This is a genomic window from Thermincola sp. GK-1 (genome assembly GCF_059412445.1).
The window spans coordinates 147,187-161,015 of sequence record NZ_JBSQAT010000001.1 but is presented as its reverse complement, the minus strand read 5'-3'; the positions used below and the strand labels follow the sequence as shown (position 1 = coordinate 161,015).

The window sequence follows — 13,829 nt, the reverse complement described above, 5'->3', positions numbered from 1 at the left end:
GTTTATTTATACCACTAACCACCGGCTAAAAACAGAACTAATATTGCCCCATTCTTGTACTATCTTGCTGATATTCAGAATATGAATAATTTTATTATATTTTCTTTATATTCTTACATTATCCATAGAGCCTATTAGGCAAGCAGTTTTTTGCATAATTCAACTGCTTCATCGCCGGTCTCTGCCCAACCATCGGCCTTTATTTCATCGGCCCAAGCCTGACTGGTGGGCCCACCGCCGACAATTACCTTATATTTGTCTCTTACGTTTTGGGCTTCCAGATATTCGATTAATTCTCTTTGGGCATTCATGGTAGTGGTTAATAAAGCAGTGGCAGCAATAATGTGAGCGCCAACCTCTTCGGCTTTGGCCAGGAAATTCTCGGGTTTCTGATCGATACCTAGGTCATATACCTTAAAACCGGCAGCCGTAAGAAGAGCTGCGACTATATTTTTCCCGATATCATGGATATCTCCCGCAACGGTTCCTATAACAATTTTTCCGGCTGCTTCATCTTCAGCACTACCCATCTCGGCAATAGCAGGTTCCAGAACAGCCATTCCTGCTTTCATGGCGTCGGCAGCCATCATAACGTCGGGCAGGAATGCCTCACCGGCTTTCCAACTGTTACCGATCTCTTCAATTCCTTTAATGTAACCGTTTTTTACGGCTTCAACAGGGTTGATGTTTTCATCCAACACCCTTTGTGCCAGTTCAGCCGCCAAATCTTCATCACCATCAATAACCGCTTCTTTGATTTCTTCAAATAATTGGCTCATAACCTATCCCTCCGTTGTTTAAATTGTTTATAGTTTAAAACTACTTAAGAAGTTCTGCTGTACGTTTTTCGATAAAATTCTTTAATGCTTCGTCAAGCCCCGCATCAAGAGCCGGTGGTTCGTAGTTGGCCAAAACTTCCTGCCATTTCCTGTTTGCGCGCGCATTGGTATCAAGTTTTTCTTTGGCCCAGCCGTCATAAGACTGCCTGTCGCTTAACAGGGCCCGCCGCATTTCGAACTTATGATTTTTCTTGGTATGCTTCTGGGTCAGGAAGTGACCGCCGGGGCCTACATCAGCAATTACGTCAAAGGCAAACTTTTCTTCAGCAAAGTCAATACCGTTAAGGTACCGCAAAACCATACCGGCTATCTCGTCGTCAATCATGAATTTTTCGTAGGACATAGCCATAAAGTACTGGAGTATGCCCGCTGTATGCAGTACAAAGTTAATGCCTGTTGCACTGGTCGCCAGTAAAGTCATCATTGATTCATAGCCGGCCTGGGCATCGGCAATCTTGGCATCCGATAAACCGCCACCCCCACGGCTCGGTACTCCATAAAACCTGGCTAGCTGGGCGCTGGCCGAAGTGAAGAGGGCACATTCAGGGTTGCCGATGGCCAGTGAACCTGTGGCCATATCAGTGATGGCGGAAGTTGAGCCGTAAACCACCGGAGTTCCAGGGTTTATACTTTGAGCGAGGGTAATGCCCGCCAGTACTTCGGCATTTTGCAAAGCTAAGGCTCCGGCCAGGGTAGCCGGTCCTGTTGAACCTGCCATAACCAGGGAAGCAATGACCATGGCCTGTCCGGCCTCGGCATAAGCCATTAATGCTCCCAGCATGCGGTCATCATATTTCAGAGGAGTCACTGAGTTGATCAGGCAAATCAAAGCGGGTTTTTCTTTTATTACATCCCTTCCCCCGAAGAGCATGGCAGCCATTTCAATGGAATCCTCGGCTCTTTCCCGTCCCGAGGCGCTACCCATAAAGCACTTATCAGAGTTTTTAATATGGCTGTATATCATTTTCAGGTGACGGATACGGTCATCTACATCAGTTGGTTCAACCACAGTGCCGCCGGTCATGTGCATGTTTTTGCTGGCGCCCGCCAACTTAACAAAATTATCATAGTCAGCCATGGTAGCATTCCGCCGCGTCCCGTCAGCCTCATGGATAAAGGGAGCGCCGTAACCGGGCATATAAATAATGTGCTCTCCGCCGCAAATCAGATTGTTTTCCGGATTACGGGCATGCAGGGTAAACTGGGCAGGGGCCTTCTTCACCTGTTCTTCAACAAATTCCCGTTTGAAGTGCACCCTGTGGCCGTCTACTTTTTGGCCGTGTTTTCTGAACACCTCCAGGGCAGGTTCGTACAAAAACTCGACACCAATTTCCTCCAATATTTTCATGGTGTGATCGTGTACGGCCTGCACTTGTTCAGGGGTTAAAATATTAAATTTTGGTAGCATAATGAACACCTCTCTTTTATTAATTTTCCTTCTATCCGCCGATACTTTTACCCCGGCTGCTCAATTATAAATTAGAAACTTGCATATACCCAGGCTAGATTGCTGCACCGTCTTCCCGCAAGGCTTTGTAAATGCTGTAACACATTACTAACATGATGAGCATAAATGGAAACGCAGCGGCTATGGAAGCTGTCTGCAGGGCCTTTAACGCAGCGGTACCACCAACCAGGATCAGCATAATGGTGAAAACACCTTGCGCGATCCCCCAGAAACCACGCAGTTTTTCACTGGGGTTCATATCTCCGCCCGAAGTGAGCATGGCCAGCACGTAAGTTGCAGAGTTTGCAGCCCCGATAAAGGAAGCAACAATCAAGACAATTGCCAGGGGAGCAGTAAGTGAATATACCGGCAACTGTTTCAGGGTCGCAAACAGTGCTGTAGTGTAGTCCGCATTAACAGCAGCCTGAATGGCTCCATTGGACAATTTGTCCAGGTTGAAGGCCGCCCCGCCGTATATGGACAACCAGATGAAGGAGAACCCAACGGGCAGCAAAGTTACGGCCAGGATGAACTCACGAATGGTCCGGCCCTTGGAAACACGGGCTACAAACTGTCCGACAAAAGGAGCCCAGGCAATCCACCATGCCCAGTAAAACACTGTCCAGCCCTTTATCCAATCCATGTTGCCCATCCATAAACTCTGCCCGATAAAGTTCTGGAAATAGGCGCCAAGGGTATCGGTGAAGTTATTCAGAATAAAGACCGTACCGCCGAAGAGAAAGATGAATACCATAAAGGCAACGGAGAGCCAGACCTTGATATTGGCAGCGGCCTGCATGGCTTTATGCAGCCCGGAAACGGTGGCCAGGGTAAAAATGACAGTAATTACCGCGATAATAATAGAAATGGTAACAGGTGTCGCCTTGATACCCCAGATATACTCCAAACCGGTGGCAATTTGACTGGAACCAAGACCCAGACTGGTAGCTACGCCGAATACGGTAGCAAATACGGACAAGATATCAATGGCTTTGCCGATTGGTCCGTAAATCCGGTCGCCAATGAGCGGATAAAAAGCCGAACTGATCAGGAAGGGTAGTCCTTTACGGAACTGGAAGTATGCCAGGGCCAACCCACCTATGGCAAAGATAACCCAGGCATGGATACCCCAGTGGAAGAACACAATCCGCATAGCTGTATGCATAGCCTCGGGAGTACCGCCTTTGCCAAAGGGAGGGGATAGGTAGTGCATTATTGGTTCGGCAATTGACCAAAAGACAAGACCGATACCCATGCCCCCGCCAAAAAGCATAGCAAACCACTGGAAGTTGGTGAACTCCGGCTTGTCGTCTTCTTTCCCCAGCTTTATGTTCCCGTAGCGGCTGAAGGCAATGCCGAAAGCAACAACAATGAAAATAACAACCGCCAGCAAATACAACCAGCCAAAATTAGTTGTCAGAAATGCAAATACACTATTAACTACTTCACCCATCTGGTTGGGCAGGAACATGCCGAAGGCTACGAACAACAGGACTATGGCTGCAGAAACATATAAAACTGTATTATTTTTCGAGCCGTTTCCTATTGACATAAATTAGAATACCCCCCTTTCACTTTTAGAATATTTTTAGTAATGGGTGTTCAGTTGTACCTAACTTGGTGCCAACCACTTTATTGGCATAAGCAATCATGGCATCGGTGGTGGCTACGGCGCGGTATACCCACGGAGCGTTTGCTATTGGACCGTAAAGGATAAAGTCTCCGCCCTGGGTGATGGGATAAGTGAATACGGACGCACCGGCAACCTCAAAGTACGGCGTGCCTTTAGAGCGCATCTTCTTCCACAGGTAAAGAGCGTTAGACGGTGCACAGCCACCGGGATAACCGAACTTCTCTTTCACATCGTAAATAGCTTTAGTAGTCCAGCTGTTGCTGGCCACGTCCAGTACACCAGGGTCGATAAGGAACTGTTCTATCCCGGCTCTCTTGGCAGCCGCGATAAGGCCTTCATGCTTATCATCACCGGTCAGTAGTTCAAGCCTCTTAGAAGGCTTCAGGTGTTTCTTGCTGAAAGCAAGTATTACTGCAGTTTTTACTCCTGCTTCTTTAATGGCCGCCAATTCTTCTTCGGTATAGTTCTCTTCAATTGAGTTATAAATAATCCTGTTAATAACCGATGGGTCCTTGGCAAAGTTCTTCAGAGCGCCAATACGAATTTCCGGACTTACACTATCCAGCAGGATAGGGCAATCGGTATGCTTGAGAACGAATTCCGCATGCCGGGTCAAAGCTTCAATGCTGTCTCCGATAACATCAACAATTCTTGGGTTACCTGTTTCAGCGCTCAATTCAGCTTCCTGGTCAAGCAGGGCTTTAGCTGCATCCTCATCAAAAATACCCTTCTGCGGGTCCTTTACTATTTTGTGTCCCCGGTAGAACATACTGCCGATTAACACAGTAGGGTATTCGCCCGGCTGACCTCCGATCTTTACTCCGTTGATGTCATATACATGCTGTTCGGTTGTAAATCTGAACACTAATCAATACACCTCCGTTTTTTCTCTTCGCAAATCCATGATCATGGAATAGGCCATTAAAACCATCACAAACATGAAAGGAAAAGCGGCAACAATTGAAGCCGTCTGTAAAGCCGTCAGGCCTCCCGTTATCAGGAGTACAACAGCTATGGCTCCCTGTATCACCCCCCAAAATACTTTTGTTGAAGCTGCAGGCTCCAGACTCCCATGGGACAACAGCATTCCGACAACAAATGTCGCCGAATCTGCCGATGTAACAAAGAATGTTATTATTAATATCAGGGCTAACCCTGACAGTAAGCCCGTTAAGGGGTAATAATGGAACACCATAAACAGTCCAGAAGCAATATCCTTCAGAACTGCAGGGACAATATTCTGCCGCTGGATTCCGGCTAAATGCAGAGCTGTCCCGCCGAACACGCCCATCCAGAGAAAAGAGAATATTACCGGCGCAATTAAAACGCCTAAAACAAACTCCCTGATGGTTCTCCCTTTTGATATTCTGGCAATAAATCCCCCAACAAAGGGCGCCCAGGCAATCCACCAGGCCCAATAAAAGACGGTCCAACTGTTCACCCATCCGGTTTGCTTTACGGGATCAGTATTCAGACTCATCGATAAAAAACTTTGCATATATTGACCGACAGTAGCCGTCATAAGGTTAACCAGAAAACGCGTCGGCCCTATTATGGCCATAAAAATCAGCAGCAGAACAGCCAAGGCCACGTTAGTATTGCTCAGTATTTTAATGCCCCGGCCGATTCCCGATAAGGCCGAAAGAGTAAACAAAATTGTGATTATTACTACAATCCCAATATTAGTCCAAATTGAATTAGGTATATTAAAAAGGTATTTCAGACCGCTATTAATCTGCATGGTACCTAAGCCCAAGGAAGTGGCCACGCCAAAAATCGTGGCAAAAACGGCCAGCCCATCAAGCGCTTTGCCTACCGGTCCCTTAATCCGCTCACCGAGAATGGGCTGAAAAGTTGAACTGATCAGCATGGGCAGGTCTTTTCTGAACCCGAAATAAGCCAGGGCCAAACCCACGATTCCGTAGACTGCCCAGGGATGAATTCCCCAGTGAAAAAAGGTATAACGCATCGCAATTTCTATGGCCTCATCGGAATAAGGTTTGCCAAAGGGAGGATTGCTGTAATGGGACAGGGGCTCGGCCACACTCCAGAAAACCAGCCCAATTCCCATACCCGCGCTAAACAGCATGGCAAACCAGGAAAAGGTGCTGTACTCGGGCTCATCTTCCGGCCGACCAAGTTTAACGTTACCATATTTGCTGAAGGCCAAAATCAGGCAAAAAGCAACAAATCCCAAAACAATAAGCAAAAAGGACCAGCCAAAGTTACCGGTGATGAACTGCAGGGCATTCTGCAAAGCCTGATTCATGCGTTGAGGAAAAATTGAACCAGCCAAAACAAATACAACCGCCAGTATCCCCATTACCCGGCTTAGTGTTTTATCCTTTCTGACCAGCCCATCCGACATGGCACCCCCTCCAATCAATGCGCAAATTTTGTTTAAGTTTTTCGAATTTACTCGAATATTGTCGCAATTCTTATCTTAATTAGATGATACAAAATCAGGGCATATTTGTCCCTGGATTAATGCTGTACTTTCAGGTACAATATTGACTTTTTGCAGTAGTACTTTTTAGCACTTTCCGGTATGATCTTGCCTTTTCACCGACTTAGCTCTATTTTTATTAGAATGCCCCAATTAAAGATAAAACCCCCTAAGGGGGATGCAGGTTATGGACAAAGGTCTCCTAGATAAATGGGGGAGCTTAAATGTTATCCGGAGCGGATGAATCATTTAAGCTCCCCTTATCGTACCAACTTGAAACTTTTTCTTCAATCTGAAACTCTCTTTAGGGGGGTAGCTCTTCGATTGGCGGATTCTTGTGTTGTCAACCCGCATGGGTAAAGAGCATGCCCTGGGCAAAAGCTCCCTGAAAATCGGCGGTACCCGCTAATTCCAGAAATTCTACCATGCTGTTAATCTCCGTGGCCTCACTGCGCTTATCGGCAGACAACAGGGCCATTTTGGCTCCTTCTCCGGCCGCGTTACCTATAGAACGCACTTTTCCCTTTGCCCAGTCCGGCAAAAGACCTATGACCAACGCCTGCTCAATGTTCAAAAAGTTGCCAAAGGCTCCCGCTAACAGTACTTCCTCCACTTCCAACCCGTCAACACCGACCTTTTCAACCAGTAACTCCACGGCTGCTCTTAATGCCCCTTTGGCCAACTGAAGCTGGGAAACATCTTCCTGTGAGAAATATATCTCCCGGCCTCCGTTTTCCTCAGCCTTGCGCAGCACAAAGTAATATCCTTTATCGCCTTTTACCAGACGTTCTTTCAGAAATTGGGGCCCATTGTAATCCTCTGGCGCAACAAACCTGCCCCGTCGATTAATTAATTTGGCCTTAATCAGTTCACCCAAAAGGTCCACCAGCCCCGAACCACAGATGCCTTTGGCATGCTCCTGCCCGATTATCTCCAGCCTGATTTCCGGCAAAAGCTGTACTTTACTTATGGCCCCCGTCTCAGCCCTCATCCCGAAGGTGATCTGAGCGCCTTCCAGGGCAGGCCCGGCTGCTGCTGAACAAGCGGCCATCCGACCGTGTGCATTAACAACCAATTCGCCATTAGTACCTATGTCAATCAAAAGGTTAACTCCTTTTTTTCGGTGCAGGCCGCTGGCCAGAACAGCGGCTACTGTATCCCCTCCCACAAAGCCTGCGATAACAGGAAATACCCAGACCCGGGCCCGTGGGTTGACATTTAGGCCAAGTTTATGGGCGTAAACCTCCACAGGATGTTGAATCACCGGTAAGAAAGGAGACCGACCCAGGTTCTTGGGGTTAAGACTAAGGGCAAGGTGATGCATGCAGGTATTCCCGGCCAGAGTTACCGCATAGATATTTTCCGCCGGTACCTCGGATTGTTGTATCACTTTTTCCAGCAGTCCATTAATAGTCCCTATAACCTTCATTTGCAATTGGGTTAAATTATCTTTATCCTGGTAAACAGCATTGATGCGGGATATTACGTCGGCGCCAAAAACCCGCTGAGCATTTAAATCGGCGCTTACAGCCAACTCCTCACCGGTATTCAGGTCCATCAAATACCCGACCACCGTCGTGGTCCCGATATCTACAGCCAGGCCATATAAGGCCCCGGTGGTATCGCCGGGTTCAACATCTATTACCTCGTCGCCCGCGCACACTAAAGTGAGACCTTTTGCCTTGCTACCCGTTTCAGCAAAATGCTGTAAAATTGTCAAATCCCGTGGAATCCGGTAACCAAGCCCTCTGACCTGTTCCTCCAGTCCGTCCCAAAAAGACCTGTTCCCCTGTACATTTCCTTCAATATAATGCTTGCTGAACCCGGGGTTTAGGGCGAAAGCAGGTTTACTGCCCGAAGATAAAATACGGGTGCCAAGGTTATCCAGGCCTTCAGGCAGTTCCACCCATGTATCTTTCTCAACTTTATAGGTACAAGCTAAAACCTGTTTTCTGTCAATGCCGTTCAGTAAGCCTATTGTTATTTTACACTGGCCACACTTGCCCTGTCCCCCGCAGGGGAAATCCATTTGAAACCCGGCGGTCTTAATAACCTCCGATAACCTGGCGCCTTTTTCAACCTGCCATTCTTGCCCGTTATTGAAAACAATTCTTACTTTGTCCATAATTCCCTCCAAGTGAATCAAGCCCCTGGCGGGGCTGTAATTTTAATATAAGGTCTGGTTTGACACGTTATTTAAGAAACCGAAATAAAACCTACTTCACCCGTTATCAGGCGGTTAGCCGCCTCAATGGCATGATATGAATCTGCCGCATAAGCATCGGCTTCTATCGCTAGGGCAAATTCCGGCGTTACAGGTCCGCCGCCTACCAGGACTTTGGTATGATGCCGTAAACCTTCTTCTTTCAACCGGGCAATGACATCACCCAGTTCGCCCATAGTAGTTGTTAACAGGGCTGACATGGCCAAAATGTCTGGCTTGTATTTTTTCACAGCCTTCACAAAATCGCCGGCCGGCACATCAATACCGGCATCAATAACCGAATATCCCGCTCCTTCCAACATCATGGCCACCATGTTCTTGCCGATATCATGCAGGTCACCGGCAACGGTTCCCACAACTACGCTTCCTTTAAATGCAAGCCTGCAAGATGTGAGAAGCGGTCGCAAGACATAAAGACTGGCATGCATAGCCCTGGAGGACATCAACACATCGGGAATAAAAATTTCGTTATCACGAAATTTTTGCCCGACAATTTTCATACCCGGCATTAACCCTTCTTTAATTATTATTTTGGCATTGATACCCACGGCCAGTGCCTTTTCCGTTAAATTTTTAACAACCTGGGCATCGCCTTCCAGCAGACCTTCCTGTATTTGTTTGATGATCTGTTCCATATTGTCTACCTTCCTTCAGCCTGTCACGCCATTTGTCTGAACTGGCTTGGCGTCATCCCTTCTTTGCGGCGGAATACCTTGGAAAAATAGCTCGGGTCATTGTAACCAATCTTTTCAGCTATTTCTTCAATCTGGTAAGCAGGGTTACGCAGCAGCTTTTTTGCCTCTTCTAACCTCACCTTAGTCAGATAATCCATAACAGTCAAACCCTGTTCTTCCTTAAATATGCGGCTGATGTAATAAGGACTGAGATATACAGACTCGGCTATTTCTTCCAACGTCAGGTTTTTGTAATAGTTCTTCCTAATAAAGGCTTTAACTTGATTAATGATATGGTGATTTTTTACCCTGTCATGCCGTTGAACGGCTTTAATGTATTTTTCCAATGCCTGAATGGCATAGAGGTCAATCTCTTCAATAGTGTTGCATCTGTTAATATCCTGGACAAATTCCGTATTGATGCCCAGGACCTGTTCTGAATCGGCTCCGCCTTCCACGGCGGCACGCGACATAAGCACTACCAGTTCCAGCACCCTGGCCTTGATAACGGGCAGTTTGGCCGCTCCTATAATAAAGATGTCAGCCAACAGGGCCTGGAAAATTTTCTTGGCTGTTTCGATATCACCAAGTTTAATTTTACTGACCAATTCCCGTTCCTTATCAAGGGAATAACTCAACTGCAAATTGCGGGCACTAAGTTTTTCTTCCAGCACCTTGCGGTTTTGAATCTCCTCATTCAGTATAGATTGCTGCACGGCCAGTTCATGCCGGTGCTGCAGGTTTTCCCAACCGGCTTTCATAATATAGTTAGCTGTTACGAACAGCAGGTCAGCGGCAGCCTTTACTTTTTTACCGGATACCACCTTTAATTCCTTGGCGGCCTCTATTAACGGGCCAAAGTCATCAGTGAGGTTTTTATTAAATTGCTTTAGTTCTATCCAGAAGAAATCTTCCGGTTCCCACATGAGAACCTGTCCACAAATAATGGAACCCAAATGTTCGCCGTCGATTATGATAGGCGCTGCCCATTCTATTAAACCGGCCGGGCAGCGAAAGATATAAGGCTCACCAAATAAAGCAGCCTGTTTGCCGGCCCTGGCGTAAGCCCCGGCACAACGATGAAGCCCTTTTTCCCGTTGGTATTGCCATATCAACTGGCAGAACTTACAGTTTTTCTGGGCATCCTCTTTACTGAATATGGACCGCCCTTCCGTATCAACTATATTGGCAGTCAGGCCGGTAGCATTTGTAAAAGAATCAAGAATTTTTTTCAGCACTTCTTTATCTACTATTTCCAAAAGACGGCTTCTTTTCGAGGCTTTTTTGAGTTGACTTTGTTTGGTTTTCATCTGAGCCATCTCGCCACCGCCTTTCCATCCTTAATACCAGTGTACATAATCTCCTTATTTTATTTATAACACCCACTCACAAATAATTACAGGTAAATATTTGTCCTTTCCGGTACAATCCTGCTTTATATTGAAAAGCGGCAATTTTCTTAATATTTGTTTCTCCACATTATTATCAAACCCTTTGGGTAAATGTTGCCAGAGTTGCAACAAAATAGCAGGTTCATGGTTCATAAATCATTTTTCTGGTCATGCCCCCGTCAATAACCAGATTAGCGCCTGTGATAAAATCGTTTCCTTCAGCGGTTAAAAAAAGGCAGGCACGGGCAATATCTTCAGGTTTACCCACCCGCCCGGCAGGATGTTGTAAATGGTCGATTTCCCGCAATAGGGCATAATCGCCCAATTCGATCCACCCTGGACTTACAGCATTTACCCGAATCTTATCTCGACCCAATGACACAGCCAAAGCATGCGTAAGGGCAACAATTCCTCCTTTGGAGGCGGCATAAGCTTCTGAATCGGGTTCGGACATTATTGCCCTGGTAGACGCAATATTTACAATGGCCCCTCCCCCGTGCTTTCGCATTACTTTGGCCGCTTCCCGCGCACACAAAAACACCCCGCGCAAGTTAATATTAATTATCTCATCCCATTCCGCAACGGTAATTTCGTAGGGCGATTTCCACCTGGAAACACCGGCATTGTTAATTAATATTTCAATGCGTCCATAAGTTTCTTCGGCAAACTTCATCAAGGCTAATATGTCATCGGGACGGCTGACATCAGTCTGGTAAAAAATAGCCTGACCGCCTGCTTTTTTTATAACCTGCTCCGTTTCTTTACCTGTTTCAGGATTTCTTTCTGCGATTATGACCCGGGCATTATGTTCCGCATACATCCGCGCCACCGCCCGGCCTATGCCACTGCCTGCGCCGGTAACAATAACCACTTTGCCGGTAAAGCTCATTTGATCCCCTACCTCTCAAGTTTCGCTAAATTTCGCCTTTCATCTTTTTCACCTGAATATATATAGCACACTCAACACGCTTTTTCTCCAGTTGGCACCCTATATCATAAGGTTCAAGCAGGGTCCCGTTAAAAGCATGGGCATTAGCGTGGCAGCCACCGGAACAGAAAAACTTAGCCCAGCATTCCCGGCACTTTTGCTTGTTATAAATATGGGCCTGCTGAAATTGTTTCATGATGTGCCTTCTGTCCTCAAAGATGCCGTCGAAGACAGTACCTAACCTGTATTCCCGTCTGCCGACAAATTGATGGCACGGATAAAGGTCGCCTTCAGGCGTAACAGCCAAATATTCGTGGCCGGCGCCACAGCCTGATAATCTCTTGGGCAGGCAGGGACCATGCTCTAATTCCAGGTTGAAATGGAAAAAGTTGAATTCATTCCTATTACTATAATGCTCCAGATAGCTTCTGGTCAGCTTTTCGTATTCCGCAAACAATACAGGTAGGTCTTCTTCGCGGAAAGCATAATCGTTCTCAGCCCCTGCCACAACCGGTTCAACAGACACATGTTTAAAACCCAGATCATCTACCAGGTGCAGTACATCAGCAGCAAAGTCCAAGTTAAACCTGGTAAATGTGCCCCGTACATAATAATTTTCATTATGGCGGGACTGCACCATTTCTTTTATTTTATGCGTGATGGTATGGTAGCTGCCCTTACCGGCGGGAGTCAGGCGCATGCGGTCGTTTACTTCCGGCCTGCCGTCCAGGCTTAATACCACAGCTATGTCATTATCATTCAGGTAATTGATTATTTCTGCATCCAGGCGGACGGCATTGGTTGTTAAAGTAAATTTAAATTCCTTGTCGTGTTTTGCTCCCTGTTCCCGTCCATAATGGACAATCTGCTTTACTACATCCATATTCAGCAATGGTTCGCCGCCAAAAAAGTCGATTTCACAATGCTTCCGGCGCTGGCTGCTTTGCACCAGAAAATCTATAGCCGCTTTGCCCACCTCAAAGGGCATAAGACCTTTTTCCCCACCGAAATGGCCCGTTCCGGCAAAACAATATTTACACCTGAGGTTGCAATCATGGGCAACATGTAAGCACAGGGATTTAACCACCGGGTTTTCCGGCAGACTGTATTCCCGGGGAATACTGTCCGCTGAGAACAAAAGCCCCTGCTCAATTAAATCTTCTATCTCGTTAATAACTTCCAGCAGTTCTTCATTTTTGTAATGCCGGCTCAGGTTCCTTAAAACAAGGTCCCGGACTGTCTCCCTGTCTTTTTCAGCATATTTTTCGTAATAATCCAAAACGTCCCAGGTAACGTCGTCCACAACATGGACCGCTCCGCTGTTTACATCCAAAACTATTTTTTTATCATCAAATTTAAATTTATGTATCACTTCTATCTCCCCTGATTAGCTTTTTCGCTATCCACAAAAAAAGGCCTACAAAATAAAAACCCAATCCCTCCGGGGATCAGGTTGTTTGCTTTTTTACTTTATGTACTGCTTACTTAGAGCAAACCTGATTACCTACTGTACAGGAAGTCTTGCAAGCTGACTGACAGGAAGTCTGGCACTCTCCGCAGCCGCCGGTTTTCAAGGTAACTTGTAAGCTCTTTTTGTTTACGGTTTTAATATGTTTAGCCATTAACCTATCCTCCCCGTTCATCTTTTTTATTTATGTTATTTTTCTAAATCAATTACTGATTATGCGCATAATAATGGAGCGGATGACGGGATTCGAACCCGCGACCTGCGGCTTGGGAAGCCGTTATTCTACCACTGAACTACATCCGCTCGTCTAGTCTATTATATATTATATGCAAGTTGGGCTTTTTATGCAAGTGGAGGAATTAGGATTATTGATTTGATACAAGTTTTTTAATTAGTTTGACGTCCGTTTCAAGTTGGCCTACTCTTGCAGCAATCTCATTGATTTTTACTTCCTGCTCTGTGTTATAAGCTACCTGCGCATAAATTAAATCTAAATTTCTTATAGATACCTTCAAAACCGTCATCAACTTTTTTCCAGGTTGTCAACTCTTTTGTCGAGGCCGTCAAACCTTTTTTCCAGGCTATCAACCTTCTTATCAAGGCCGTCAACCTTCTTGTCTACGCTATCCACCCTTTTATTGAGGGATTCTCTTCCGAAACAATACTTCCTTTCATATTTTTTCCCTGACTTAATTATATTCCTCGCTGTAAAAAAACGCAACGGTGTATTAATTCTTCAAAAACACATACAACAAAAAAAAGCGCTGAATTTCAATTCA

At 46.1% G+C, this 13,829-nt stretch carries 11 protein-coding genes and 1 tRNA gene; all 12 read right to left on the bottom strand.

Annotated elements, in window-relative coordinates; genetic code table 11:
- Window positions 1-134: 134 nt before the first annotated feature.
- The gene (gene mtgC, locus ACSNJE_RS00855) at window positions 135-779 is read right to left on the bottom strand and encodes a glycine betaine-specific corrinoid protein MtgC (RefSeq protein ID WP_052217771.1); all 645 of its coding nucleotides are present in this window, start codon (window positions 777-779) and stop codon (window positions 135-137) included.
- Window positions 780-819: 40 nt separating this feature from the next.
- Window positions 820-2,271 carry a glycine betaine--corrinoid protein methyltransferase gene (gene mtgB, locus ACSNJE_RS00850; RefSeq protein WP_495251847.1) on the bottom strand — a complete coding sequence of 484 codons (1,452 nt, stop codon included), beginning with the start codon at window positions 2,269-2,271 and terminating at the stop codon, window positions 820-822.
- A 70-nt stretch (window positions 2,272-2,341) separates the two neighbouring features.
- Window positions 2,342-3,838, bottom strand: coding sequence for a glycine betaine uptake BCCT transporter (locus ACSNJE_RS00845; protein ID WP_495251745.1), 1,497 nt, complete (start codon window positions 3,836-3,838; stop codon window positions 2,342-2,344).
- Window positions 3,839-3,863: 25 nt separating this feature from the next.
- Window positions 3,864-4,784 carry a [methyl-Co(III) glycine betaine-specific corrinoid protein]--tetrahydrofolate methyltransferase MtgA gene (mtgA, locus tag ACSNJE_RS00840; protein ID WP_474774154.1) on the bottom strand — a complete coding sequence of 307 codons (921 nt, stop codon included), beginning with the start codon at window positions 4,782-4,784 and terminating at the stop codon, window positions 3,864-3,866.
- A 3-nt stretch (window positions 4,785-4,787) separates the two neighbouring features.
- Window positions 4,788-6,287 carry a glycine betaine uptake BCCT transporter gene (locus ACSNJE_RS00835; RefSeq protein WP_495251744.1) on the bottom strand — a complete coding sequence of 500 codons (1,500 nt, stop codon included), beginning with the start codon at window positions 6,285-6,287 and terminating at the stop codon, window positions 4,788-4,790.
- Window positions 6,288-6,708: 421 nt separating this feature from the next.
- Window positions 6,709-8,490 (bottom strand): ASKHA domain-containing protein, encoded by a 1,782-nt coding sequence (locus tag ACSNJE_RS00830; RefSeq protein WP_495251743.1) that lies wholly within the window; start codon window positions 8,488-8,490, stop codon window positions 6,709-6,711.
- 71 nt (window positions 8,491-8,561) lie between these two features.
- The gene (locus tag ACSNJE_RS00825; RefSeq protein WP_052217757.1) at window positions 8,562-9,224 is read right to left on the bottom strand and encodes a cobalamin B12-binding domain-containing protein; all 663 of its coding nucleotides are present in this window, start codon (window positions 9,222-9,224) and stop codon (window positions 8,562-8,564) included.
- Between the two features lie 23 nt (window positions 9,225-9,247).
- Window positions 9,248-10,582, bottom strand: coding sequence for a PocR ligand-binding domain-containing protein (locus ACSNJE_RS00820; protein WP_495251742.1), 1,335 nt, complete (start codon window positions 10,580-10,582; stop codon window positions 9,248-9,250).
- Between the two features lie 214 nt (window positions 10,583-10,796).
- Window positions 10,797-11,543 (bottom strand): SDR family NAD(P)-dependent oxidoreductase, encoded by a 747-nt coding sequence (locus ACSNJE_RS00815; RefSeq protein ID WP_052217756.1) that lies wholly within the window; start codon window positions 11,541-11,543, stop codon window positions 10,797-10,799.
- 25 nt (window positions 11,544-11,568) lie between these two features.
- Window positions 11,569-12,954, bottom strand: a complete 1,386-nt coding sequence (gene scfB / locus ACSNJE_RS00810) for a thioether cross-link-forming SCIFF peptide maturase (protein WP_052217754.1) — start codon at window positions 12,952-12,954, stop codon at window positions 11,569-11,571.
- A gap of 109 nt (window positions 12,955-13,063) precedes the next feature.
- Entirely contained in the window at window positions 13,064-13,204 is a 141-nt protein-coding gene (scfA, locus tag ACSNJE_RS00805) for a six-cysteine ranthipeptide SCIFF (RefSeq protein ID WP_013121773.1), read from the bottom strand.
- A gap of 74 nt (window positions 13,205-13,278) precedes the next feature.
- Window positions 13,279-13,353: transfer RNA gene (locus ACSNJE_RS00800), tRNA-Gly, on the bottom strand.
- Window positions 13,354-13,829: the final 476 nt, after the last annotated feature.

Coding starts and splice junctions, on each gene's coding strand:
- ACSNJE_RS00820 (WP_495251742.1), bottom strand. CDS start 10,582: ATGGCTCAGATGAAAACCAAACAAAGTCAACTCAAAAAAGCCTCGAAA.
- ACSNJE_RS00835 (WP_495251744.1), bottom strand. CDS start 6,287: ATGTCGGATGGGCTGGTCAGAAAGGATAAAACACTAAGCCGGGTAATG.
- scfA (WP_013121773.1), bottom strand. CDS start 13,204: ATGGCTAAACATATTAAAACCGTAAACAAAAAGAGCTTACAAGTTACC.
- mtgC (WP_052217771.1), bottom strand. CDS start 779: ATGAGCCAATTATTTGAAGAAATCAAAGAAGCGGTTATTGATGGTGAT.
- ACSNJE_RS00815 (WP_052217756.1), bottom strand. CDS start 11,543: ATGAGCTTTACCGGCAAAGTGGTTATTGTTACCGGCGCAGGCAGTGGC.
- ACSNJE_RS00825 (WP_052217757.1), bottom strand. CDS start 9,224: ATGGAACAGATCATCAAACAAATACAGGAAGGTCTGCTGGAAGGCGAT.
- ACSNJE_RS00845 (WP_495251745.1), bottom strand. CDS start 3,838: ATGTCAATAGGAAACGGCTCGAAAAATAATACAGTTTTATATGTTTCT.
- ACSNJE_RS00830 (WP_495251743.1), bottom strand. CDS start 8,490: ATGGACAAAGTAAGAATTGTTTTCAATAACGGGCAAGAATGGCAGGTT.